This is a genomic window from Streptomyces endophyticus (assembly GCF_035798155.1).
GTDB lineage: Bacteria > Actinomycetota > Actinomycetes > Streptomycetales > Streptomycetaceae > Streptomyces > Streptomyces endophyticus.
This window is the reverse complement of the sequence record NZ_JAOZYC010000108.1, coordinates 62,437-85,524: the sequence shown is the minus strand read 5'-3', so window position 1 is coordinate 85,524 and position 23,088 is coordinate 62,437. Positions and strand designations below refer to the sequence as shown.

21 protein-coding genes are annotated in these 23,088 nt (G+C 71.2%); 11 read left to right on the top strand and 10 right to left on the bottom strand.

Annotated features, from left to right (window positions below):
- Positions 1-54 precede the first annotated feature (54 nt).
- Both OKJ99_RS16560 and trpS read left to right on the top strand, forming a co-directional pair.
- On the top strand, positions 55-1,278 hold the full coding sequence (locus tag OKJ99_RS16560; protein WP_326016993.1) for a cytochrome P450: 1,224 nt from the start codon (positions 55-57) through the stop codon (positions 1,276-1,278).
- A gap of 193 nt (positions 1,279-1,471) precedes the next feature.
- Positions 1,472-2,539, top strand: a complete 1,068-nt coding sequence (gene trpS, locus OKJ99_RS16555; protein ID WP_326016992.1) for a tryptophan--tRNA ligase — start codon at positions 1,472-1,474, stop codon at positions 2,537-2,539.
- 189 nt (positions 2,540-2,728) lie between these two features.
- Here trpS and OKJ99_RS16550 read toward each other — a convergent pair whose 3' ends face one another.
- Together OKJ99_RS16550 and OKJ99_RS16545 are read right to left on the bottom strand one after the other, a co-directional pair.
- Positions 2,729-3,013 carry a zinc-ribbon domain-containing protein gene (locus tag OKJ99_RS16550; protein ID WP_326016991.1) on the bottom strand — a complete coding sequence of 95 codons (285 nt, stop codon included), beginning with the start codon at positions 3,011-3,013 and terminating at the stop codon, positions 2,729-2,731.
- Between the two features lie 76 nt (positions 3,014-3,089).
- Positions 3,090-3,731, bottom strand: coding sequence for a MerR family transcriptional regulator (locus OKJ99_RS16545; RefSeq protein WP_326016990.1), 642 nt, complete (start codon positions 3,729-3,731; stop codon positions 3,090-3,092).
- 76 nt (positions 3,732-3,807) lie between these two features.
- Between OKJ99_RS16545 and OKJ99_RS16540 the strand changes: the two genes are divergently transcribed.
- The 3 genes from OKJ99_RS16540 to OKJ99_RS16530 all read left to right on the top strand — a co-directional run bounded on the left by OKJ99_RS16540 (position 3,808) and on the right by OKJ99_RS16530 (position 6,401).
- Complete coding sequence (locus OKJ99_RS16540; protein ID WP_326016989.1) at positions 3,808-4,311, top strand: DUF4188 domain-containing protein; 504 nt, start codon at positions 3,808-3,810, stop codon at positions 4,309-4,311.
- Positions 4,312-4,423: 112 nt separating this feature from the next.
- Positions 4,424-4,915 carry a peptidylprolyl isomerase gene (locus OKJ99_RS16535; RefSeq protein WP_326016988.1) on the top strand — a complete coding sequence of 164 codons (492 nt, stop codon included), beginning with the start codon at positions 4,424-4,426 and terminating at the stop codon, positions 4,913-4,915.
- Between the two features lie 163 nt (positions 4,916-5,078).
- Positions 5,079-6,401 (top strand): S28 family serine protease, encoded by a 1,323-nt coding sequence (locus OKJ99_RS16530; RefSeq protein WP_326016987.1) that lies wholly within the window; start codon positions 5,079-5,081, stop codon positions 6,399-6,401.
- 3 nt (positions 6,402-6,404) lie between these two features.
- Here the strand turns inward: OKJ99_RS16530 and OKJ99_RS16525 are convergent, their stop codons facing one another.
- The 5 genes from OKJ99_RS16525 to OKJ99_RS16505 form a co-directional block, all read right to left on the bottom strand.
- Positions 6,405-7,160, bottom strand: a complete 756-nt coding sequence (locus OKJ99_RS16525) for a ferredoxin reductase (RefSeq protein ID WP_326016986.1) — start codon at positions 7,158-7,160, stop codon at positions 6,405-6,407.
- Positions 7,153-7,764, bottom strand: coding sequence for a sulfite oxidase-like oxidoreductase (locus OKJ99_RS16520; RefSeq protein WP_326016985.1), 612 nt, complete (start codon positions 7,762-7,764; stop codon positions 7,153-7,155). The genes OKJ99_RS16525 and OKJ99_RS16520 overlap by 8 nt, the downstream gene beginning before the upstream one ends.
- Positions 7,761-9,053: an amidohydrolase gene (locus OKJ99_RS16515; protein ID WP_326016984.1), complete on the bottom strand. Its 1,293-nt coding sequence runs from the start codon at positions 9,051-9,053 to the stop codon at positions 7,761-7,763. The genes OKJ99_RS16520 and OKJ99_RS16515 overlap by 4 nt, the downstream gene beginning before the upstream one ends.
- Complete coding sequence (locus OKJ99_RS16510; RefSeq protein ID WP_326016983.1) at positions 9,050-9,817, bottom strand: nucleoside phosphorylase; 768 nt, start codon at positions 9,815-9,817, stop codon at positions 9,050-9,052. The genes OKJ99_RS16515 and OKJ99_RS16510 overlap by 4 nt, the downstream gene beginning before the upstream one ends.
- Before the next feature lie 96 nt (positions 9,818-9,913).
- Positions 9,914-12,112, bottom strand: a complete 2,199-nt coding sequence (locus OKJ99_RS16505) for an FUSC family protein (RefSeq protein ID WP_326017031.1) — start codon at positions 12,110-12,112, stop codon at positions 9,914-9,916.
- Between the two features lie 282 nt (positions 12,113-12,394).
- On the opposite strand from OKJ99_RS16505, the gene OKJ99_RS16500 reads away from it, so the two are divergent.
- Positions 12,395-13,606: an alpha/beta hydrolase gene (locus OKJ99_RS16500; protein WP_326016982.1), complete on the top strand. Its 1,212-nt coding sequence runs from the start codon at positions 12,395-12,397 to the stop codon at positions 13,604-13,606.
- A gap of 22 nt (positions 13,607-13,628) precedes the next feature.
- Here the strand turns inward: OKJ99_RS16500 and OKJ99_RS16495 are convergent, their stop codons facing one another.
- Positions 13,629-14,504, bottom strand: coding sequence for an SGNH/GDSL hydrolase family protein (locus OKJ99_RS16495; RefSeq protein ID WP_326016981.1), 876 nt, complete (start codon positions 14,502-14,504; stop codon positions 13,629-13,631).
- 347 nt (positions 14,505-14,851) lie between these two features.
- Between OKJ99_RS16495 and OKJ99_RS16490 the strand changes: the two genes are divergently transcribed.
- Positions 14,852-17,248 (top strand): excinuclease ABC subunit UvrA, encoded by a 2,397-nt coding sequence (locus OKJ99_RS16490; RefSeq protein ID WP_326016980.1) that lies wholly within the window; start codon positions 14,852-14,854, stop codon positions 17,246-17,248.
- A 43-nt stretch (positions 17,249-17,291) separates the two neighbouring features.
- On the opposite strand, the gene OKJ99_RS16485 is transcribed toward OKJ99_RS16490, so the two are convergent.
- Together OKJ99_RS16485 and OKJ99_RS16480 are read right to left on the bottom strand one after the other, a co-directional pair.
- Complete coding sequence (locus tag OKJ99_RS16485) at positions 17,292-17,786, bottom strand: hypothetical protein (RefSeq protein WP_326016979.1); 495 nt, start codon at positions 17,784-17,786, stop codon at positions 17,292-17,294.
- A gap of 206 nt (positions 17,787-17,992) precedes the next feature.
- A complete protein-coding gene (locus tag OKJ99_RS16480) occupies positions 17,993-18,778 on the bottom strand; it encodes an SDR family oxidoreductase (protein ID WP_326016978.1) in 786 nt (261 codons plus the stop codon).
- A 115-nt stretch (positions 18,779-18,893) separates the two neighbouring features.
- Here OKJ99_RS16480 and OKJ99_RS16475 point away from each other — a divergent pair, with 115 nt between their 5' ends.
- The 4 genes from OKJ99_RS16475 (at position 18,894) to OKJ99_RS16460 (ending at position 23,081) form a co-directional block, all read left to right on the top strand.
- Complete coding sequence (locus tag OKJ99_RS16475; RefSeq protein ID WP_326016977.1) at positions 18,894-19,481, top strand: TetR/AcrR family transcriptional regulator; 588 nt, start codon at positions 18,894-18,896, stop codon at positions 19,479-19,481.
- Between the two features lie 98 nt (positions 19,482-19,579).
- On the top strand, positions 19,580-20,101 hold the full coding sequence (locus OKJ99_RS16470) for a PadR family transcriptional regulator (RefSeq protein WP_326016976.1): 522 nt from the start codon (positions 19,580-19,582) through the stop codon (positions 20,099-20,101).
- Positions 20,101-20,796, top strand: a complete 696-nt coding sequence (locus OKJ99_RS16465) for an ABC transporter ATP-binding protein (protein ID WP_326016975.1) — start codon at positions 20,101-20,103, stop codon at positions 20,794-20,796. The genes OKJ99_RS16470 and OKJ99_RS16465 overlap by 1 nt, the downstream gene beginning before the upstream one ends.
- The gene (locus OKJ99_RS16460) at positions 20,793-23,081 is read left to right on the top strand and encodes an FtsX-like permease family protein (protein ID WP_326016974.1); all 2,289 of its coding nucleotides are present in this window, start codon (positions 20,793-20,795) and stop codon (positions 23,079-23,081) included. Before OKJ99_RS16465 ends, OKJ99_RS16460 begins: the two co-directional genes overlap by 4 nt.
- Positions 23,082-23,088: the final 7 nt, after the last annotated feature.

Below are 23,088 nucleotides of genomic sequence, written 5' to 3'. Positions count from 1 at the left end.
CGGGCGGTCAATAGGCTGAGGTGTACCGCCCGTTACACCCCCACAGGGAGCCCCATGTCCACCGCGCAGGTCCCCGACATCCTCTCGCCGGAGTTCGCCGCGAACCCGTATCCCGCCTACCGCGCGATGCGCGAGTCCGCCCCGCTCCTCTGGCACGAGGCGACGCAGAGCTGGATCGTGTCGCGGTACGCCGATGTGGAACGCGTCTTCAAGGACAAAGAGGCGACGTTCACCACCGACAACTACGACTGGCAGCTCGAACCCGTGCACGGCAGGACCATCCTGCAGATGAGCGGGCGGGAACACGCGGTGCGCCGCGCGCTCGTCGCGCCCGCCTTCCGCGGCAGCGAACTGCAGGACACGTTCCTGCCCGTCATCGAGCGCAACTCCCGTGAGCTGATAGACGCGTTCAGGAACGCCGGCTCGGCCGACCTCGTCGCCGACTACGCCACCCGCCTGCCGGTCAACGTCATCGCCGACATGCTCGGCCTCGACAGGGCCGACCACGCCCGCTTCCACGGCTGGTACACCGCCGTCATCAACTTCCTCGGCAACCTGGCGGGCGACCCGGACGTCGCCGCGGCGGGGGAGCGGACCCGCGTCGAGTTCGCCGAGTACATGATCCCGGTCATCCAGGAGCGCCGCGAGAACCCCGGCGACGACCTGCTCTCGGCGCTGTGCGCCGCCGAGGTCGACGGCGTGCGGATGAGCGACGAGGACATCAAGGCCTTCTGCAGTCTGCTGCTCGCCGCGGGCGGCGAGACCACCGACAAGGCGATCGCCAGCATCTTCGCCAACCTGCTCACCAATCCCGAGCAGCTGGCGGCCGTGCGCGCGGACCGGGCCCTGATCGCCCGGGCCTTCGCCGAGACGCTGCGCGTCACCCCGCCCGTCCACATGATCATGCGCCAGTCCGCCGTCGACGTGGAGCTCACCGGCGGCACCGTCCCGGCCGGGGCCACCGTCACCTGCCTCATCGGCGCGGCCAACCGCGACGAGAGCCGGTACAAGGACCCGGACCGCTTCGACCTGTTCCGCGAGGACCTGACCACCACGACCGCGTTCTCGGCCGCCGCCGACCACCTCGCCTTCGCGCTGGGCCGGCACTTCTGCGTCGGCGCGCTGCTCGCCAAGGCGGAGGTGGAGACCGGGGTGAACCAGCTCCTCGACGCGATGCCCGACGTGCGGCTCGCCGAGGGCTTCGACCCGGTCGAGCAGGGCGTCTTCACCCGCGGGCCGCAGGCGCTGCCGGTGCGGTTCACGCCCGTGGGTGCCTGACCCGCACGGTGCGTCAGGTGTACGATCGCGTCATGCATCGATCTCCGTGCCTGAACTGGTGGCGCCTCACTTAGAGGCGGCCGCACTCTCGAGCACGTACAAGGGCCGTCCCCGGACGGCCCTTTCTCATGCCCTCCCACCGGAGGTCACGACGCCGTCCCGAGGGCGCCCGTGACCCAGGGGAGAGAAGACCATGAGCAGCACCGACGCCCTCGGCACCTCGGCCGCGCAGGAACGCAGTGCGGAGCTGGAACAGCTGATCCGCAAGGACCCCGGACAGTTCCGCATCCTCACCGGGGACCGGCCCACCGGGCGCCTGCACCTCGGGCACTACTTCGGCACCCTGCAGAGCCGCGTCCGGCTCCAGGACCTCGGCGTCGAGACCCTCGTCCTGATCGCCGACTACCAGGTCCTCACCGACCGCGACATCGCCGAGAACCTCACCGAACACGTCGAGGAACTGGTCCTCGACCACCTCGCCGTCGGCATCGACCCCGAGCGCTCCACGATCTTCACGCACAGCGCCCTGCCCGCGCTGAACCAGCTGCTGCTGCCGTTCCTCAGCCTCGTCTCCGTCGCCGAGCTGAGCCGCAACCCCACCGTCAAGGACGAGATCGCCCACTCCCGGCAGTCCGCGGTGAGCGGTCTGATGTTCACCTATCCCGTGCACCAGGCCGCCGACATCCTCTTCTGCAAGGCCAACCTCGTCCCCGTGGGCCAGGACCAGCTGCCCCACCTGGAGGTCACCCGCACCGTCGCCCGCCGCTTCAACGACCGCTACGGCAACGGCACTCCGCTCTTCCCGCAGCCCGAGGCCCTGCTGTCCACGGCGCCGCTGCTGCTCGGCACCGACGGCACCAAGATGAGCAAGTCGCGCGGCAACGCCATCGCCCTGTCCGCGACACCCGACGAGACCGCACGCCTCATCCGCGGCGCCAGGACCGACGCCGAACGCCACATCACGTACGACCCGCGGACCCGCCCCGAGGTCTCCTCGCTCGTCCTGCTCGCCGCCCTGTGTGAGGGCGCCGAACCGAACGCCGTGGCGCAGGAGATCGGCGACGGGGGCGGCGCCGCGCTCAAGCGGCGCGTCACCGAGTCCGTGAACGAGTACCTCGCGCCGATCCGGGCCCGCCGGGAGTGCTACGCGCAGGACCGTGCCCTGGTCAGGGGCGTGCTGCGGGCCGGGAACGAGCGCGCCGGCGCACTCGCCGACGCGACGCTCAGGGAGGTGCGGGCCGCCATGAACGCCGACTACTGACGGGGGCGGAGAAAGCCGTCGGGACGATTCTGCCTACGGCATGCATGCCCGTCCCGATCCCGGGCAGCAGGAGAACAGACGCTCAAGCAGCCCACCCCCCCCGGGCGCTCGAGCCTGTGGCCCTGTCGCCCCCTCTCCCCCCTGGGAGGCGGCAGGGCCACCTTTTTTGTCGCCGCCCGGACCGGGCAACTAGCCCTGGTGGTGCTGCTGTTGCTGCTGCGGCGACCCGGCCTGCGGACCGGCGGCCTGCGCGAGCATTCCGTCGACGTGGTCCTTGGGCACCTGGTGCGCGGCGCCGCAGAACGTGCACTGCGCCTGGTACTTCGTCGAGATCGGGAACAGCGGGATGAAGAACAGCGTGAACTTCGTGACGAACTTCCGCAGCGTGTGCGCCGCGGGGTTGCCGCAGCTGCCGCAGACGAAGGTGAGGATCGCGAGCTGGTACGCGTAGCCCCGCGTGCCGAAGATGATCATTGGGTCCCTCCCGTTGTGTGTCCGCCGCAGAGCGTCCGGCGTCCCGCCGTCATCGTATGTGGCGCTCCCCTGAGCCTCACAAGCCGTAGCGGCGTGTGGAGTGCTCCTCCTGGGCGAGCCGGCGCAGCGCGAGCAGCAGGGGTTCGTACAGGACCGCCGACGCGACCGCCAGCTCGACCTTCTCGGAGTCGTCCTCGTAGGTGTCGAGTTGGTCCAGGTCCAGCTGGGCCACCTCCTCCATGAGGTGTGCGTACTGCGCGAGGGTCTCGGCCCCGCGCGAGAAGCCGAGGCGGGTCAGCGTGACGATCGTGGTGACCAGGGTGCGGTAGGTGGGGGAGAGGGCGCCGATCTCGCGCGCGTTGTGCCAGCCCATGTCGCCGAGGAACCGGTCGACCGCCTCGGTCACCTGCACCGTCAGCGGGTCGTCCGCGGGCGCCTCGGGCGGCTGCGGCATCGCCCACAGCGCGGCGCCGAGGCGGAAGGTCGTGCCCAGCGACTCGTCGTCCACGTGCCCGAGCACCTCCCGCACGGTGGCCACCGGGATCCGCCCGATCTGGATCATCGCCCTGATCAGACCGAGCCGCCGCAGATGCGCCTCGCTGTACGCGGCCTGCGTGGCACTGATCCGCTCGCCCTGCGGCAGCAGGCCCTCGCGCAGGTAGTACTTGATCGTGCCGACCGGCACCCCGCTGCGCTCGCTCAACTCCGCCAGTCGCATCCCTTGTGCCCCTTCTTGGAAAGTGCCACTATCCAAACACGAGTCAGGGGATCGGGGGACCCCTGACTCCCTACCAATGACCGACAGAACTGGGGGAGTTGTGTTCACGAAACTGGAAATGGGCCGGGTGACGGCGGCCGCCGACGGCGACGTCGTGCTCTTCGTCGTCGGCATGCGGATCAACCGGTTCTGGGCGGTCCACCGCTGGCTGCCGGTGATGTACGCGATGCCCATGATGCTGCGGGAACTCGGCAAGGATCGCACGGCCGGACTGCTCCACCACGTCCTGGGTACGTCCGACCCGCGCAACTACTACGTGATCCAGTACTGGGAGTCGAAGGAGAAGCTGCTCACCTACGCGGCCGCCGCGGGCAAGCGGCATCAGCCCTGGTGGGCCCGCATCAACCGGTACGCCCGCAAGAGCAAGGGGCACGTCGGCATCTGGCACGAGACCTACGTCGTGCCCGCCGGCGCCTACGAGTCGATCTACGGGGACATGCCCGCGCACGGCCTCGGCAAGGCGTACGGCGTGCGGCCGCTGGGTGAGGGCGTGCAGGCGCGCGACCGGCTCGCGGCCTGAACGTATCCGCCCCGCAAGCAGAGCGTCACGCAGCGTGCGAATGGCGTACGAAAATGGCCATCCCGACGGGCCGAATCGGCAATCCGGGGTTCGTGATGAAAGGATTGCGTCCATGGCAATCAAGACCTACTTCGACATCACGATCAACGACGAGCCCGCCGGGCGGATCACGTTCAACCTCTACGAGGACGTCGTCCCGAAGACCGCGGAGAACTTCCGTGCCCTGTGCACGGGCGAGAAGGGCTTCGGCTACGCCGGCTCGTCCTTCCACCGCGTCATCCCGCAGTTCATGCTGCAGGGCGGCGACTTCACCGCCGGGAACGGCACCGGCGGCAAGAGCATCTACGGCGAGAAGTTCGCCGACGAGAACTTCCAGCTCAAGCACACCAAGCCGGGCCAGCTGTCCATGGCCAACGCGGGCCCGAACACCAACGGCTCGCAGTTCTTCATCACCACCATCGTCACCGACTGGCTGGACGGCAAGCACGTCGTCTTCGGCGAGGTCGAGGACGGCATGGAGCTCGTGAAGAAGATCGAGTCCCTCGGCTCGCGCAGCGGTTCCACCGCCGCCAAGATCACGATCGCCGAGTCCGGCCAGCTCTGATCCAGGCCGGCCATCCGGCCCGAGAAGCCGGGACCCCGTTCAGGGGTCCCGGCTTCTCGCGTTTTCGATGCGAGCCCAACTCGCGGGCGGGCGCCGCGGGTTAGGGTCTCGGTCGGTGGATCACCGATCCGCCGCACCGTTTCCTCGACCCAGGGAGGCATCCGTGCGCCTGCGCACCATACCCACGCTGCTGCTGTCCGCCACCCTCACGGCGGGCGCCCTCGCCGCCACCGCGGCCCCGGCGACCGCCGCACCCGCCTCGTTTGAGGACCAGCTGCGGGCCCTGCCCGGAGTGAGCGTCACCGGCGTCACCGACAAGGAGGGCTTCCCGCTCTACTCCCTGTCGATCACGCAGCCGGTCGACCACACCAGACCCGGCGCGGGCACGTTCCAGCAGCGCTTCACGCTCTGGCACAAGTCGACGGCCAAGCCCGTCGTCGTCTACACCGGCGGCTACGGCCTGTCCTCCTCGACCCGCGAACCCACCACCCTCCTCGACGCCAACCAACTCAGCGTCGAACACCGCTTCTTCGAAGCGTCCGTGCCGGCCGGCGGCACCCCCTGGAACAAGATGACGGTGCAGCAGGAGGCAGCCGACGAGCACGGCATCGTGCAGGCGGTGCGCCCGCTGTACGAGAAGACCTCCAAGTGGCTCGCGACCGGCGGCTCCAAGGGCGGCATGACGGCCACCTACCACTACCGCTTCTACCCCAAGGACTACGACGGCGTCGTCGCCTACGTCGCCCCGAACGACGCCAACAACGACGACGACAGCGGCTACGAGGACTTCTTCAAGCGGGTCGGCGCCCAGGAGTGCCGCGACGCGCTCGCCGCCGTGCAGCGCGAGATGCTCGCGCGCCGCGACACCCTGCTGCCCAAGTTCGAGAAGACCGCGAAGGACGAGGGCTACACCTTCACCAACACCCTCGGGACGACCGACCGGGCCTACGAGTTCGCCGTCCTCGACCAGGTGTGGAACTTCTGGCAGTCCGGCTCCGTCGACAACTGCCCGACCGTGCCCGACGCGAAGAAGGTCTCCGACGACGACCTGTACAAGTGGTCCCTCGACCACGGCCTGTCGATCTACGAGGACTCCACGCTCGGCGCCAACAGCTCGGGCCCCTACTACCGGCAGGCCGCCGCCCAACTCGGCTGGGCCGACCTGAAGTTCAAGAACCTCAAGGGTGTGCGCCACTACCCGGACATCTACCAGCCGAACTCGGTGCTGCCCTCGGACATGCGCACCACCTACGACGGCACCGTCATCAAGGGCGTCGACAAATGGGTGCGCACCACGTCCCAGCGGATGCTGTTCGTCTACGGGCAGAACGACCCGTGGAGCGCCGAGCAGTTCACGCCCAGCAAGCGCGACTCGTACAAGTACATCGTGCCGAAGTCCAACCACGGCGCCCGGATCTCCGCCCTGCCCGCGAACGAGCGGGACGCGGCCACGGCGACGATCAAGCGGTGGGCCGGAGTCCGGTAGGCGTCACCCGAAGCGCTCGATGCGGATCCGGTCCACCGGCTGACCGAGGCCGACCAGCAGCTGAGAGGCGTGCTCGGCAAAGGAGTTGGAGCCGCACACGTACGCCTCCCACTGCGGCGCGCCTTCGGTGAAGCACGGCGCCAGATGGTCCGCGGCCAGGCGCCGGTGCTCGCCCTCACGGGTGAGTACCGGCGTCGTCTCGGCCCCGTACTCGTCGGCGTAGATCAGGTCGGCACGCGTGCGTGCCGACACGAACAGCCTGAGCGGGGCGGCGAGTTGACGCTGCCGGTGGTGGCGGATCATCGACATCAGCGGCACGACACCCGACCCCGCGCCGAGCAGCAGCGCCGGCCGGTCGCCCGGCCACGCGAAGAAGCCGCTGAGCGGGCCGCGCATCTCCACCTCGTCGCCGACCCGCGCCTCGGTGTGCAGAAAGCCGGAGACCTCGCCGTCCACGACGTGGTCGAGGGTCAGCTCGATGTGTCCCGAGTCGTCCGGCGCCGACGCGAGCGAGTAGTGGCGCTGGGCGCTGTACCCGTCCTCGGCGGTCAGCCGCAGCATCAGGTGCTGGCCCGGCAGATGCCCCTGCCAGCCGGGCACCGCGAAGCGGAACGTCGACGCGTTCGCTGTCTCCCGGCGGATCTCCGTGAGCACGGCACGCTGCCACAGGGCGGCGCCCTGCCCTGCGGCGATGCGGCCGGGCACGGCGAAGCGGGTCGGCGGAGTGAAGGTGGTGGTCTGCGGCACGGTCTCAGTCACCTGCGTATCGCTGTTCTTCCCAGGGGTTGCCCCGCGCGTGGTACCCGTTCTGCTCCCAGAAACCGGGCTCGTCGTGATCGAGGAGCCGCAGGCCCGCGACCCACTTCACGCTCTTCCAGAAGTAGAGGTGCGGCACCAACAGGCGGGCGGGGCCGCCGTGTTCGGTCGGCAGCGGCTCGTCCTCGTAGGTGAAGGCGAGCCACGCCCTGCCGCCCGTCACATCGGCGAGCGGCAGGTTCGCCGAGTACCCGGTGTGCGAGTACGCCATGATGTGCGTCGCCTCGGGGGAGGGCCTTGCGGCATCGAGGAACGTGTCGAGCGAGACACCACCGAAGCGCACCCCGAACTTCGACCAGGTCGTCACGCAGTGGATGTCGCCGCTGTACGAAGCCGGGGGCAGCGCCTGCGCCTCGTCCCACGTCCAGGTGCGCTCCTCGGCGACCAGGCCGTCGACCGTGAACGTCCAGTCCTCGCGGTCGAGTTGGGGCGTCACCTCGGCGGACAGGACCGGCCAGTCGTCGCCCGCGTCGTACTGGCCCGGCGGCAGGCCGGGGTTGTGGACGCGGGGGCGACCGACGAAGCCTCGGGTCGCGTGGCCGGTCATGCGAGGGCCTCCAGATCGGCGAGGACCGCGCCCTCGTCGAGAGTCGTGAGCGTACGGCCGCGCATAAGGACCCTGCCATCGACGACGGTGTCCCGCACGTCGGAGGCCTGCGCGGCGTAGGCGAGCATCGCGTACGGGTCGTGGCGCGGGGTGAGGTGCGGCCGGTTCAGGTCGAGGACGGCCAGGTCGGCGCGCTTGCCGACCTCGAGCGAGCCGAGCTCGTCGCCGAGGCCCAGGGCGCGGGCGCCCTCGATGGTCGCCATGCGCACGGCCTGCTCGGCGCCGACCGCCGTCGGATCCCCGTCCGCCTTGTGCACGAGCGCTGCCTGCCGCACGGCGCCGAGCACATCAAGGGTGTTCGAGCTGACGGCGCCGTCCGTGCCGAGACCGACGGTGACACCCGCGCTCAGCAGCCGCGGCACCGGCGCGATGCCGCAGCCCAGCTTCAGGTTCGACACCGGGCAGTGGGCGACCGACGCGCCCGCGCGGGCGATCGCCGCGATCTCGCCGCCGGTCAGGTCGACGGCGTGCGCGAGCACCACGTCGGGGCCCAACAGGCCGAGGGATTCCAGGAGTTCCACGGGCCGCCGGCCGTGCGCCACCTCGACACCCGCGACCTCGGCGGCGTTCTCCGCCGCGTGCAGATGGATGAGCGCGCCGAACTCGCGGGCCAGCGCGAAGCACTCCACGAGCTGCTCGGGGGAGAGCAGGTACGTGGAGTGCGCGAACAGGACCGGGCGGGTGCCCGCGGGGCGCGCGGCCAGGTCCCGGCGCGCCCACTCGATGCGCTCCTTGTACGGCCGGCCGTCCGGCGGCTCGGGGACGTCCATGAACAGCGGCCCGGTGTGCAGCCGCCAGCCCGCCGCGCGCGCGGCCTCCTCGGCGGCCTCGTGGAACCAGTACATGTCGAGCGCGGAGGTCACCCCGGCGCGCACGCTCTCCGCGATCGCCACGCGGACGGCGGAGGCGACGGTGCCGGGGTCGAGGAGGCGGGCCTCGGCGGGGACGACACGGCCCAGGAAGTCCTGGAGCGTCACGTCGTCGGCGGTGCCGCGCAGCAGCGTCATCGCGAGGTGCGTGTGCGTGTTGATCAGGCCCGGCAGGATGAGGCCGCCGGACGCGTCGAGGGTGTCGGCGGCCGTGTGGCGGGCGCGCAGCTCGTCGGCGGGGCCGACCGCCACGATCTCTCCGTCGCGCACGGCGACCGCGCCGTCGGCGAGCACCGTCGACGCGTCGTCGACGGTGAGGACGGTGCCGCCGTGCACCAGCAGATCGACGGACTCGGTCACAGTTGCTCCTCGGTAAGTATGCGCAGCGCCTCAAGGGCCACGACGCCGCCGCGCGCGACGCCCTCCGCGACGACCTCGCGGTGCGGGTCGTAGCCGCCGGTGCTCTCGTGGTCCACCAGGTCGTCCGCGTTCACGCCGTCGACGACGAGTACGGCACCCGCGACGAGGCCGCGCAGCGACGCCATGACGAACAGCGCGGACACCTCCATCTCGATCGCCGCGAGGCCCGCGCCGTCGTACTGGTTCAGCGGGATGAGTCCTGGTTGGAACGCCGCCCGGGTCCAGACGATTCCCCGGTGGTGCGGCGCCCCCGCCTCGCGTGCCGCCCGGGTCAGCGCGAGCACGGCCTCCGGCGTGGACACCGCCGGGTACTCGGCGGGCACCAGCTGGCCGGTCACGCCGTCGTCGCGCACCGCGGCCTCCGCGACGACCAGGTCGCCGTCACCGATCCCCGGCCGCATCGCACCCGCCGTACCGAACCGCACGAACGTCCTCACGCCCGCGTCGGCCAGCTCCTGGAACAGCAGCATCGCGCCGGGCCCGCCGATGCCGTGCGAGGCGACGACGACCGGCACCCCGCGCCACGTCCCGCTGAACGTGCGGTACTCGCGGTTGTACGACACCTCCACGGCGTCGTCGAGCAGCGCGGCGACGGCCGCGGCGCGCTCCGGATCGCCCACGACGACGGCGCGCGGCGGCAGCCCCGTACGCGGTACTCGGCTCAGCGGGAGCAAGGAATGGGGACCGGGTGCGGGGGCACTCACGAGGTGGCTCCAGTCATGCGTCGGCGCGGCATCGGGTTCGGAGGGGATCACGGGATCGTATCCCCAGGTCGGAGCGGGTCCGAAGGCAGGACCCCACTATGTGCGCGGTCCCACAGGGACGCCGAGGGGCCGGGCCAGACCCGAGATCCCCTCGTCGAGCCGCTGAAGGTGACGCAGCACACGGAACGTCACGGTGTTCGCCGCCGGCACCCCCAGGCCGTCCGTCTCCAGCATCGCCGCGATGCTCGCGCCGGACTCGACGGTGCCCGTCGTGGCGCTTTCGTCGGTGGCGGTCACCTGCTCCAGCAGCACGTCGATGTTGTGCGCGATGCGCCGCGCGGCCCTGCCGAGCCGCGGATCGGCGGCCACATGCTTGCTGTACGGGACGAGCTCGGCGGTCGCCGCCAGGGAACGCGCGTGGTACGCGGACGTCTCCAGGAGCGCCACCAGATAGCGCACGGTCTGCCGCCGCTCGCGCTGCGGGGCGATCGCGTGGGTCAGCGGCTTGGTGGACGCGCGCAGATCGTCCAGGGCGGTGTCCAGGTCCCGCGCCCGGTCGAGCAGGTCCACGGCCGGACCGCCGCTGAGCTGCTCCACCGCGCCCGACACGACATCGCCGAGCCGCTCCAGGACGGTGGCGAGCAGCTCGTCGGTGCGCCGGTCGGTGCGCACCGGAAGCACCAGCACCGCCGCGATGATGCCGCACGCCGCACCGAGCGCGGTCTCCTCGATGCGCAGCACCAGCACGTCGAAGCTGTAGGTGTTCAGGAGTGTGTAGAGCAGGCCCAGCATCGCGGTCACGAAGAACGACATCAGCGCGTACGACAGCGGGGCGGTGAAGAACGCGGCGAACACGCACAGCAGCACGAGGACGAACGCCAGCCATGTGTGATTGCCGACCGCCCCCGCGAGCAGCACACCGGCGAGCACACCCAGCACCGTGCCGAGGACGCGGCGGTAGCCCTTGATGACGATCTCGCCCGTGGACGCGGTGTTGAGGAAGACGACCCAGCAGGTCAGGACGGCCCAGTACCAGCGCTGGCTGGACAGGAACTCGCCGCCGACGATCGCGAGGGCGGAGCCGACGGCGACCTGGAAGGCGGCGCGGGTGGTGGGCCGGTCGAGTCCAGAGCGGTCGTCCTCGTCGTCCTCCTTCTCCGTGCTGGTCAGGGCGACGGTGCCGGTGATGGACATGTCCTCCGCCTCCAGCTCCTCACGCGAACGCGTGGTGGCGGGGGAGTCGTCCGACTCGTCCTGCGGGCCGTCGAGCGCGATCCGCAGGCCCATCACCGCGCGGGCCGCCTCACCGATGCCGCGGAACACGTCCTGCACGGCGAGCGTGGCGCCCGGCGGCATGCGTTCCTCGTCGCGGTAGCCGAGCAGACGGTTGCGGATCTGGGCGACGGCCGCGCCCCGGTTGGCGTCGGCGGGGCGCGCCACCATCAGGTGCAGGGCGCCCAGATCGCGGCGGAGGGTGGCGGTGGCCTCGTCCTCCTGGCGCAGCAGCTTGCCCATCGCGGGCGCGGGCGCGTGGGGGAGATGCAGGGTCAGGGTGTCGGCGCGTTCGGAGCTGCGCGCGTTCAACAGCAGCATGCCGAGGCGCTCGGCGGAGATCTCCGCGTCGGCCACTCGGCGCTGGATCAGCGAGGCGGTCGCCGCGTCGCTGGTTCCGTCCTCCAGCCGTCCCTGGATCATCAGTGCCGTCTCGTGCAGGCGCGAGGTGTGGTGCCGCAGATCGTCCAGGACGTCGTCCAGATCCTCCGGCGCGGCGTCCAGCAGCCTCGTCTGCGCGATCACCAGCTGCGCGAGCCGCGCCCGGAACGCCCCGCGCAGCCGATCGAGCACGCGCTGCGGCGTCTCCGGCACCAGCGCGAAGCGGGCCACCGCGCTGCACACGAACGCCACCGCCAACGTGCCCGCGAGAACCGGAAGTTGATCGGGCGTCGCGTTCACGAACAGCGACACGAAGTAGACCTGGAAACCCATGAGACCGAGGGCCGTGCCCCGGTCGCCGAACCGGCGGAAGTAGACCGCGCCGAAGATCAGCGCGATGAAGAAGAGATCACCGGCGACGACCCTGCTGTGCAGCAGCGCCCCGAGGATCACGGCGGTGAGTGCCACCGGGAATCCCCACGCGAGCGTGATCGCCTGCCCGCGCAGGTTCTTCTCACGGATCGCGAACGTGCCCACCATCGCGGTCATCGCGCCCGCGACCATGTGTGTCACATCCGTGCCGATGACCGCGAGCACGGCGAGCGTCAGCCCGATGGCCGCGACGATCCGCAGCCCGGCCATCAGGCGCAGCAGACCCGGATCGGATGCAATGAAGCGGTCCCAGGTGTCCCTCGGCCGTCGCGCCACCAGTACTCACTCCAAGATCGGTCCGTCGGCGTCGCCCCCGAGCATACGAGGAGGTGGGCGCGCCCTTGACACGAGTATCGACAGGTGGACGGCCCCGACCTGGTCACATGGTGACTTCTGGGGGATTGCCCCCAACGAGAAGTGGGGGCGGGCCGGATGGTGTGCCGGGCGCGGTCCCGCGAATCTTGAGCCATGGACGATCTCGGCACGATTTCGATGGGAAGGCCGGCCCGGCGGGGCGTACTCGCGGCCGGCGCGGCGCTGTTGACCCTGGGCGCGGCCCCGGCGGTGGCCGCCGCGCCGCGGCGGGTGCGGCTTCGGTTACCGGCTCCGAGCGGCCCGCACCCGGTGGGCAGGGTGGCGCTGCGGCTGGTGGACCGCTCCCGCCGCGACCCGTGGACGGCGGCTCCCGCGCGGGAGTTGATGGTGGACGTGCGCTACCCGGCGCGCACGGTGGCCGGGCACGGGCGGGCGCCGCAGATGACGGCACGGGAGGCAGCGGGCTTCGACCGCCTCAACAACTTCGAGGGGCTGTCGGCGGGCCGGGTCGACTGGGCGGCCACGCGTACCTTCGCCCACACCTCGGCGCCCCTCGACCGCCGCGCGGCGCACCCGGTGGTGCTGTACTCGCCGGGTGTCGTGGACCCGCGCTCCCTGGGCACGACGCTCACGGACGACCTGGCGTCCCGCGGCTACGTGGTGATCGCCATCGACCACCCCTACGACGTGTCGGCGGTGGAGTTCCCCGGCGGGCGCGTGGCCGCCTCGCTGCTCCCGCAGGAGTTCGAGAAGGCGCAGCGGTCCGGCCCGGCCGCGGTGACCGCGCTGCTGAAGAAGACGGCGTCCGTACGCGTCGCCGACGCTCGCTTCGTCCTCGACGCGGTCGGGCGGGCCTTCGACACGCACCGGCTGCGCCGCGCCCCGATCGGCATGTTCGGCCAGTCCGCGGGCGGCTTCGCCGCGCTGCAGACCCTGCACGACGACGAACGGCTCGCCGCGGCCGCGAACCTCGACGGCGTGCTCGCCTACGTCCAGGACGACCACGACGAGGGCGGCCTCGCCTCCGTCGCGGCCGAGGGCGTGGACCGGCCGGTGCTCCTGATGGGCAGCGAGGGCAACGACCGCAGGACCGTCCCCTCCTGGCGGGAGCTGTGGCGGCACAGCGGCGGATGGCGGCGCGACCTGACCCTGCGCGGCTCCCGGCACGCCACGTACACGGACGCGACGACCCTGCTGCCACAGGTCGCGGACCGCCTCGATCTGCCGCGCGAGACACTGACCACATGGGTGGGCACGGTGCCCACCCACCGGGCGGTCGCGGCTCAACGGGCGTATCTCGCGGCCTTCTTCGACCGCTGGCTGCGCGGCGGGGACGGCGCGCTCCTGGACGCGCCGTCGCCGAGGTACCCGGAGATCGACTTCATATGAAGCGGGCTCCGCGGCCCGGGAATCAGTGCATCCCGAGCGCGCCCATCGTGGCGTCGGCCATCGCCGACTCGCCCAGCGCGTTCGGGTGCACGGGGACGAAGTTGGTGCCGAAGAGGGCCGGCTCGACCCAGCGGGTGCCGATCGGCTGACAGGCGTCGTGGCCCTCGGAGGACTGGGAGAAGTCCACATAGGTCGCGCCGGTCTCGCTCGCCGCGCGCTGCACGGCGCGGTTGAGGTGGGTCTGGATGTCGCGCACGTACGGCACGTCGCCGGACGCGATCGGCATCTTCACGAAGCAGCCCTTCTGCGCGGTCGGCGGCATGATCCACGGATAGCCGAGGACGGCGACCTTCGCGTTCGGCGCCTTGTTCTTGACCGCCTGGAGCGCGGACTTCACCGCCGGGTACGTCTTGGTGTCGATGTCGCCGCTGAACTTGTCGCCGTACAGGGACTTGCACGGATGGCCCTGGCCCGCGGTGCCGAGCCCGGCGGTGGCGCAGGACAGGATCGTGCTGATGAAGGTGTTGTTGTCGTTGCCGCCGATGGTGAGGGTCACCAGGTCGGTGTCCTGGCCGAGCGCGTCGAGTTGCGGCGGCACGCCCGGGTACTGCGCCCCGGCGAAGTCCTTGGTCTGCGCGGCGCCGCACGTCACGTCCTTGAGTGCGGCGCCGGTGCGCTTCGCGATGACATGCGGGTAGTTGGCCGTGGAGCGGGCGCACAGCGGGCTGGCCTTCGGGTCGAGCGGGAGCACGCCGGATGCGGCGCTGTAGCTGTCGCCCAGGGCGACGTAGGAGAGGGGCTCGGGGGCCGCGTGTGCCGGCGCGGTGAGGGTGACGAGGGCGGCGCCGGTCGTGGCCGCAAGGGCGGTGAGTCTGCCGCTGAACGCGCGGATCGCCATCTGATGCTCCTTCGAAGCCTTCGGAACCTGCGGAACCGGGCCGGGTCATGGCCAAGTTCCGTCTGAGGCAAGGGGGTTCAGCGCGCTGGTAGTTGAAGCTACCGACGAGTTTGAATTTGAGTCAATAGGTGTGCACAGGGTCGTGACCAGGGGAGAGTCGTGCAACACCGGAGTGTCAGTGGTGCTCGGTAGCCTCACAGACGGATGGTCGGCCCGTCGGCAGGCCGCCCCGGCGTGTTCACCGATTGCGGTGGCGGGGGCGGCGTGGGCGGCGACAATCGAACACACCGATTCGAGACAGACGACGCCGAGTACTCCCATCGGCGGCCCCGGACGATGGAGACATGATGAGCAAGGTCGCGAGGACGGGGACACCGTCGTCAACGTCGCACCCCGCCGACAGCCACGACCTGATCCGCGTGCACGGCGCGCGGGAGAACAATCTCAAGGACGTCAGCATCGAACTGCCCAAGCGGCGTCTGACGGTGTTCACCGGGGTCTCCGGGTCGGGCAAGAGCTCGCTGGTGTTCGACACGATCGCCGCCGAGTCGCAGCGGATGATCAACGAGACGTACAGCGCGTTCCTCCAGGGCTTCATGCCGACGCTCGCGCGGCCCGAGGTCGACGTGCTGGACGGCCTGACCACCGCGATCACCGTCGACCAGCAGCGGATGGGCTCCGACCCTCGCTCCACGGTCGGCACCGCCACCGATGCCAGCGCCATGCTGCGCATCCTCTACAGCCGGCTCGCCAAGCCGCACATCGGCGGACCCGGCGCCTACTCCTTCAACGTCGCGTCGGTCTCGGCGCAGGGCGGGTTCACGGTCGACCGGGGCGCCGACAAGACCAAGACGGAGAAGGTGTCCTTCAGCCGCACCGGCGGCATGTGCACCCACTGCGAGGGCCGGGGCACGGTCTCGGACATCGACCTGGCCCAGCTCTTCGACGACTCCAAGTCACTGAACGAGGACCCGTTCACCATCCCCACGTACACCGGGGACGGCTGGGTGGTGCGGGTCATCAGGGACTCGGGCTTCTTCGACGCGGACAAGCCGATCCGCAAGTACACCAAGAAGGAGCGGCACGACTTCCTCCACCGCGAGCCCACCAAGGTCAAGATCAATGGTGTCAACCTCACCTACGAGGGCCTGATCCCGAAGATCCAGAAGACCTTCCTGTCCAAGGACCGGGAGTCGATGCAGCCGCACATCCGGGCCTTCGTGGACCGGGCGGTCACCTTCCAGACCTGTCCCGACTGCGAGGGCTCCCGGCTCAGCGAGCAGGCCCGCTCCTCGAAGATCAAGCGCAAGAGCATCGCCGACCTGTGCGCGATGGAGATCAGGGACCTGGCGGAGTGGGTGCGCGCCCTCAAGGAGCCCTCGGTGGCCCCGCTGCTCGCCAAGCTGCGGCACACCCTGGAGTCGTTCGAGGAGATCGGCCTCGGCTATCTCTCGCTCGACCGGGCGGCGGGCACCCTGTCCGGCGGCGAGGCGCAGCGCGTCAAGATGATCCGCCACCTCGGCTCCTCGCTCACCGACGTCACCTACGTCTTCGACGAGCCCACCATCGGCCTGCATCCGCACGACATCCAGCGGATGAACAACCTGCTCCTGAGGCTGCGGGACAAGGGCAACACGGTGCTGGTCGTGGAGCACAAGCCGGAGGCCATCGCCATCGCCGACCACGTCGTGGACCTCGGCCCCGGCGCGGGCACGGGGGGCGGCAGCGTCTGCTTCGAGGGCACCGTCGAGGAGCTGCGCGCCAGCGACACCATCACCGGGCGCCACCTCGACGACCGGGCCGCGGTCAAGGACACCGTGCGCGAGCCCACCGGCAAGCTCGCGATCCGCGGGGCGAACGCGCACAACCTCAAGAACGTTGACGTCGACATCCCGCTCGGTGTGCTCACGGTGGTCACCGGCGTCGCGGGTTCCGGCAAGAGCTCGCTCGTGCACGGCTCCATCCCCGCCGACGACGGCGTGGTGGCGGTCGACCAGACCCCGATCCGCGGCTCGCGGCGCAGCAACCCGGCCACGTACACCGGACTCCTTGAGCCGATCCGCAAGGCGTTCGCGAAGGCCAACGGCGTGAAGCCCGCGCTCTTCAGCGCCAACTCGGAGGGCGCCTGCCCCACCTGCAACGGCGCGGGTGTCGTCTACACCGACCTCGGGATCATGGCGAGTGCGGCCGCCACCTGCGAGGAGTGCGACGGCAAGAGGTTCGAGGCCTCGGTGCTCGACTACCACTTCGGGGGCAAGGACATCAGCGAGGTGCTCGCGATGCCGGTGACCGAGGCGGTGGAGTTCTTCGGCGCGGGGGAGGCGCGCACTCCGGCCGCGCACAAGATCCTGGAGCGGCTCGAGGACGTCGGGCTCGGCTACCTCACCCTCGGCCAGCCGCTGACGACGCTCTCCGGCGGCGAGCGGCAGCGGCTCAAGCTCGCCGTGCACATGGGCGACAAGGGGGGCGTCTACGTTCTGGACGAGCCGACCACGGGGCTGCACCTGGCAGACGTCGAGCAGCTGCTGGGGCTCCTCGACCGGCTCGTGGACTCCGGCAAGTCGGTCATCGTCATCGAGCACCACCAGGCGGTGATGGCGCACGCCGACTGGATCATCGACCTGGGCCCGGGTGCGGGACACGAAGGCGGCAAGGTCGTCTTCGAGGGAACCCCCGCGGACCTCGTCGCCGACGGCTCCACGCTCACCGGCGAGCACCTGGCGCGGTACGTGGGCGGCGCCTGACCGGGCGCCGCCGACCGACCGGGAGGGCCGGCCGCGGTCGCGGTCAGCCCTCCTGCGTGGGGGCGGGGGGCTGCGGGGCCTGACGGGCCTGGGGGAAGCGCGGGGCCTGCGGGGCGTGCTGACCCTGGGGTGCGTGCTCCTGCGGTGCCTGCGGCGCGTGCTGGCCCTGGGTGGCCTGCGGGGGCTGAGGAGCCTGGGGCGCGTGCTGGCCCGGGGTGGCTTGCGGGGCCTGCGGGGTGCGCTGGCCCTGGGGGGTGTGCTGGGCCTGAGGTGCGTGCTGGCCCTGCGGCGCCTGCGTCTGCTCCGGGGCGATGGCCTGGGGAGCCTGCTGGTCCTGGAAGGACTGCGGAGCCTGGGGGGACTGGGGGGCCTGCGGGGCCTGCTGGGTCTGGGGGGCTTCCCCGTGCCCGAAGTCGAGCACGCCTTCCGCGGTGCGCTCGGCCTTGTGTGCGGCCTCACGCGCGCCGGCGAGCACATCGCCGTGCTCGTCGACGAGTCGATCGTAGATGGGCGCCGGGGCAGTGGACGGTGCGGGCACGGGAAGAGCTCCTGGTCGTCGAGGTCCTGATGCCACCCTGCGGGTGAACAAAAGGGGACCCTACGTCGATCAGATGACGTGGGTACATCCGGGGTGGGGTTGTTGAACCGGAGACCGTCACCACTGGCGGGCGCCGTACCGGCCGACCGGCGCCGGCCGTCCACCACGACCGGCGCCGATCGGCCGGTATGTCCGGCGGGCGGCCGTCAGTACTGCTCGGACTGGCCGCCGTCGATCGGGACGACCGTGGCGTTGATGAAGGACGCCTCGTCGGAGAGCAGGAAGGCCACCAGGTTCGCGACCTCCTCGGGGCGCCCGAAGCGCTGCATCGGGTTGGTGCTGACGAACTGGCGACCGGCCTCCTCCCAGTTCACCGGGTCGAGCTGCTTGAGGGAGCCCTCGACCATGGGCGTCATGATCGCGCCGGGCGCGATGGCCTTCACGGTGATGCCGAAGCGGCCGTACTCCACGCCGGAATTGCGGGTCAGGCCCACGACGCCGTGCTTGGCGGCCGCGTAACCGGACTGGTTGCCCACACCGCGGATGCCGCCCACGGAGGCGGTGTTCACGACCGTGCCGCTGCCCTGCGCGCGCATGACGGCGAGGACGTGCTTGAGGCCGAGGAAGACGCCCCGCAGGTTGATGTCGAGGACGCGCTGGAACTCGTCGCTGCCGAACTCCTCGGTGAGGTTCTGCTTGCCCTCGATGCCCGCGTTGTTGAAGAAGGCGTCGATCCGGCCGTAGGCCCGCGTGGTCTCGGCCACGTAGCGCGTGACATCCGTCTCGTCGCTGACGTCGGCGGTGAGCGTCAGGACCTCGGCGCCCGGCGTCGCCTTCTCGATCTCGGCCGCGCTCTGCGCGAGCCCTTCCACGTTCACGTCGACGAGCGCCAGCTTCGCGCCCTCGGCCGCGACCCGCAGCGCGGCGGACCGGCCGAGACCCGAGCCGCCGCCCGTGATGAGGACGACCTTGCCGTCGAACCTGTTGTTCATTGCGGACCTCCAGAGGGGACTGTGTCGCGGTCCGCCGTAGCCCGACGGGCCTGTCACTATTCATAGACGATACGTACTGTCTAGAAATTCCCGTACGCGGTGATCGGAGCGAGGCATGGACGAGTCGAAGGCCCCCCGTCCCCGGCGCGGGCGCTACCGGGACCCGCAGGCGCACGCGGCGGTGCTGCGCGCCGCGCGGGAGCTCGTCGCCGAGCTCGGCTATCACAAGGTCACGATGGAGCGGATCGCCGCTCGCGCCGGCGTCGCCAAGATGACGCTCTACCGCTGGTGGCCGAACAAGGCCGCGGTGATCACGGAGGCCGTCACCGATCAACTGGCTCCGGGCCCGCAGCCGGACACCGGCTCCGTGCGCGAGGACGCCGGGGCCCACGTCACCGACCTCGTCCGCACACTGACGCTGCTCGGCGACCCCAGCGTCGTGGCCGGTGCGCTCGTCGAGCGCGGCGAGGCGGGCCGCGCGGAGCTGCGGGATCTCCTGGTGGCCTGGCGCGAACCGGGGGCCGCGCTGCTGCGGCGCGGGATCGCACGCGGCGAGCTGCCCGCAGCCCTCGACATCGGGGCCGTGATCGACAGCTGGCTCGGCTACGCGCTGTACCGCGTGGTCTTCCTCGAGAGCGCGCCGACCGAGGCGGATCTGGCCGGTCTCGTGGACGCGCTGCCGTACACGAGGCGAAAGGCTTGATCGGCCCAACTGCATCTTGCAGAAGGGTAGTTGATCCGAAATGGGTCATGTCATCGACGTATTGACCGGGGGTATACACCCGGCGTATACACCAAGGCATGACCGTTCCTCTGGCGCTCCTCGGGCTCCTCGAACGTGAGTCGAGCCACGGCTATGACCTCAAGCGGAACTACGACACCTACTTCGGTCGCGGCAAGCCACTGCCCTACGGCCAGGTCTACTCGACGCTGCGCCGCCTCGCCCGCGACGGGAAGGTGGCGGTCGGCGAGTCCGAGCCGGGGGAGGGGCCCGACCGCAAGCGGTACGTGATCACCGACAGCGGCGTCACACAGGTCGAGGCCTGGCTCACCGAGCCGGTCGCCCCCGAACAGCACCTGCAGACCGTGCTGTTCACCAAGGTCGTCCTGGCCCTGCTCCTGGAGCGGGACGCCCAGGCGTACCTCGACACCCAGCGCGCCGCCCACATGGAGCGGATGCGGGAGCTGACCGAACTGCGCCGCACCGGGGGACTCGTCGACAGGCTGCTGGCCGACCACGGTCTCTTCCACCTCGAAGCCGACCTGCGCTGGATCGACACGACCGTGGCCCGGCTCGGCGCCCTGGCGGCGGAGGTGCGGTGATGAGCGCGGTGACGAGCCTGGTCGAGGCGCGCGACGTTGTGCTGTCGTTCGGCAGCACCCCCGCCCTGCGGGGCGCCGAACTGTCCGTGGCGCAGGGCGAGATCGTCGCCGTGACGGGGCCCAGCGGCTCCGGCAAGTCGACGCTGCTGCACTGCCTCGCGGGAATCCTGGTGCCCGACGAGGGTGAGATCCACTACGACGGGCGGCGCATCGACGCCCTGCGGGAGACCGAACGCAGCGCGCTGCGCCGCGACCGTTTCGGTTTCGTCTTCCAGTTCGGCCAGCTCGTACCGGAGTTGACGGCCGAGGAGAACGTGGCGCTGCCGCTGCTCCTCGCGCGCGGCCGCCGGTCCACTGCGCTGCGCGAGGCCCGCGCCTGGTTCGAGCGGCTCGGCCTGGCCGGTCTCGAAGGGCGCAGGTCCGGCGAGTTGTCCGGCGGGCAGGCCCAACGCGTCGCGCTGGCAAGGGCGTTGGTCGCCGGGCCGCGGGTGCTCTTCGCCGACGAGCCCACCGGGGCCCTCGACTCGCTCACCGGTGAACAGGTGATGGACCTGCTGGTCGGCTCCGCCCGCGAGCAGGGCACCACCGTCGTCCTCGTCACCCACGAGCCGCGCGTCGCCGCCTTCGCCGACCGGGAGGTCATCGTCCGCGACGGCAGGGTGACACCGCTCTCCGTCGGACGGGCCGCCTCATGATCCGGCTGGCGCTCCGCCTCACCGTCGCGGGCGGCCGCGAGGCCCTGGTGCGGCTGACCGTGATCGCCGCCGCGGTGACGGTGGGCGTCGCGCTGCTGCTGTCCACACTCGCCGCCATCGGGGCGACCCGGACCCAGAACGACCGCAACGCCTGGCTCAACACCGGGGCCGAGTTCACTCAGAGCAGGAACGCGCGGGCCGCGGGCGCCGACCCGCTGTGGTGGCTGCTGCGCGCCGACCACTACGACGGCGGGCTCATCGGCCGCGTCGACGTGGCGGCCACCGGGCCGAACGCGCCGGTGCCGCCGGGCCTGCCACGCCTTCCGGGCCCCGGCGAGTACTACGCCTCCCCGGCCCTCGCCGAACTGCTGCGCGCCACGCCCGCCGGTGAGTTGGCGGACCGCTACCCCGGCCGCCGGGCGGGCACCATCGGCAGGTCCGCGCTGCCCGGACCCGACTCCCTCATCGTCGTGGTCGGACACCGACCCGGCGAACTGGCGGGGAAGGAGGGCGCCCGGCGTGTCACGACCATCGAGACCCGCTCGCCCAGCAGCTGCAACGGCCCCAACTGCGACGTCGCCGCCGGTATCAACGCCGAAGGCATGGCGCTCGTCCTCTCGGTGGTCGCCCTGGCGCTGATCTTCCCCGTGCTGATCCTGACCGGCACGGCCAGCCGCCTCGCCGCCGCCCGCCGCGAGCAGCGCTTCGCCGCGATGCGCCTGGTCGGCGCGACACCGGGCCAGGTGTCACTGATCTCCACGATCGAGTCCGCGGTCGCCGCCGTCGCCGGTACGGCGGCGGGCTTCGCCCTCTGGTACGCCCTGCGGCCCCTGGTGGCGCGGGCCGACCTGACCGGCACCCCGTTCTTCACCGGGGACATGTCGCTCGGCGTGGTCGACGTGCTGGGCATCGCCGTGGGCGTGCCGGTGGCCGCGGCGATCGCCGCACGTGTCGCGCTGCGCCGCGTACGGGTCTCGCCGCTCGGCGTCACCCGCCGGACCACGCCCCGCCCGCCGCGCGCCTGGCGCCTGATCCCGTTGGCGCTCGGCCTCGGGCAGCTGTGGTGGGTCATCGGACGCGTTCCCGAGGGCAGTTCGGGCCAGATACTCGCCTTCGTCCCCGGCATCCTGCTGATCCTGGTCGGCATCGTCCTCGCGGGACCGTGGCTGACGATGGCCGGGGCACGGCTGCTGGTCCGCTGCACCCGCCGACCGGCGCTGCTCGTCGCGGGGCGGCGCCTCGCGGACGACCCGAAGGCCGGGTTCCGCGCGGTCAGCGGGCTCGTACTCGCGCTCTGTGTCACCAGTACGGCGGTCGGGATCATCACCGCGGTCGTCGCGGAGAGCGGCGTGCCCGAGGACAACGCGGCGTTCGGCAGCTCGGTGGTCGGCGACTACGAGCGGCAGTTCGGAGCCGGGCCCACGCGGAAACCCCCGGCGGCGCTGCCCGCCGCGACCCGGTCGGAGCTGGTGTCCGTGCCCGGCGTCCACAGCGTCATGGTGGTCCGCACGAATCCGCTCGGCATCCCCGACCCTGCCGAGCCGGCGCCACCGAAGGGGGAGCGGCCGATCCTGGCGGGCCTGGTTGCCTGCGCCGAGCTGGCGCGGATGCCCGCGCACAACGACTGCCCGGCGGGGGCGGAAGCCGCCGCGATCCCACCGGACTTCTCCCGCTTCGGCATGCAGGAGGACCGGGCCTGGCCCGCCGTATGGCCCGCGGTGAAGATCAGTCCGCAGCGCCTCGGCTCGCTGCCGGTGAGCGAGATCATGGTGACGACGGACGGCTCCACCGCGGCAGTCGAGCGCGTCCGTACGCTGCTCACCGCGGCGTACCCCGACGAACTGCCGCCGTACACCGTCGCCGAGGACTACGCGCAGCGGTGGGGCGACATCGCGGGATACCGGCAACTGGCCACCGTCGTCATCGCGATCAGCTTCCCGATCGCCGGATGCAGCCTGGCGGTCGCCGTGGCCGGCGGGCTCAACGAACGCAAGCGCCCCTTCGCCCTGTTGCGGCTGAGCGGAGTACCGCTGCGCACGCTGCGCCGCGTGGTGCTCCTGGAGAGCGCCGCACCGCTGCTGATCGTCGCGGCGCTCGCCATCGGGATGGGCTTCCTGACGGCGCAGCTGTTCCTGCAAGCGCAGTACGGCTACTCGATACGGCCCCCGGGAGCCGGCTACTACGGCCTGACCCTCGCCGGAATCGTCGTCTCGCTCGCCGTCATCGCCTCCACGTTGCCGCTGCTGCGGAGGATCACGGGCCCGGAGACGGCGCGCAACGACTGACGCCGCG

Bases quoted from the DNA above. Each gene is read 5' to 3' on its own strand.
- OKJ99_RS16560 (WP_326016993.1), top strand. From the start codon at position 55: ATGTCCACCGCGCAGGTCCCCGACATCCTCTCGCCGGAGTTCGCCGCG.
- trpS (WP_326016992.1), top strand. From the start codon at position 1,472: ATGAGCAGCACCGACGCCCTCGGCACCTCGGCCGCGCAGGAACGCAGT.
- OKJ99_RS16550 (WP_326016991.1), bottom strand. From the start codon at position 3,013: ATGATCATCTTCGGCACGCGGGGCTACGCGTACCAGCTCGCGATCCTC.
- OKJ99_RS16545 (WP_326016990.1), bottom strand. From the start codon at position 3,731: ATGCGACTGGCGGAGTTGAGCGAGCGCAGCGGGGTGCCGGTCGGCACG.
- OKJ99_RS16540 (WP_326016989.1), top strand. From the start codon at position 3,808: ATGACCGACAGAACTGGGGGAGTTGTGTTCACGAAACTGGAAATGGGC.
- OKJ99_RS16535 (WP_326016988.1), top strand. From the start codon at position 4,424: ATGGCAATCAAGACCTACTTCGACATCACGATCAACGACGAGCCCGCC.
- OKJ99_RS16520 (WP_326016985.1), bottom strand. From the start codon at position 7,764: ATGACCGGCCACGCGACCCGAGGCTTCGTCGGTCGCCCCCGCGTCCAC.
- OKJ99_RS16505 (WP_326017031.1), bottom strand. From the start codon at position 12,112: ATGGCCGGGCTGCGGATCGTCGCGGCCATCGGGCTGACGCTCGCCGTG.
- OKJ99_RS16500 (WP_326016982.1), top strand. From the start codon at position 12,395: ATGGGAAGGCCGGCCCGGCGGGGCGTACTCGCGGCCGGCGCGGCGCTG.
- OKJ99_RS16495 (WP_326016981.1), bottom strand. From the start codon at position 14,504: ATGGCGATCCGCGCGTTCAGCGGCAGACTCACCGCCCTTGCGGCCACG.
- OKJ99_RS16490 (WP_326016980.1), top strand. From the start codon at position 14,852: ATGAGCAAGGTCGCGAGGACGGGGACACCGTCGTCAACGTCGCACCCC.
- OKJ99_RS16480 (WP_326016978.1), bottom strand. From the start codon at position 18,778: ATGAACAACAGGTTCGACGGCAAGGTCGTCCTCATCACGGGCGGCGGC.
- OKJ99_RS16475 (WP_326016977.1), top strand. From the start codon at position 18,894: ATGGACGAGTCGAAGGCCCCCCGTCCCCGGCGCGGGCGCTACCGGGAC.
- OKJ99_RS16470 (WP_326016976.1), top strand. From the start codon at position 19,580: ATGACCGTTCCTCTGGCGCTCCTCGGGCTCCTCGAACGTGAGTCGAGC.
- OKJ99_RS16465 (WP_326016975.1), top strand. From the start codon at position 20,101: ATGAGCGCGGTGACGAGCCTGGTCGAGGCGCGCGACGTTGTGCTGTCG.
- OKJ99_RS16460 (WP_326016974.1), top strand. From the start codon at position 20,793: ATGATCCGGCTGGCGCTCCGCCTCACCGTCGCGGGCGGCCGCGAGGCC.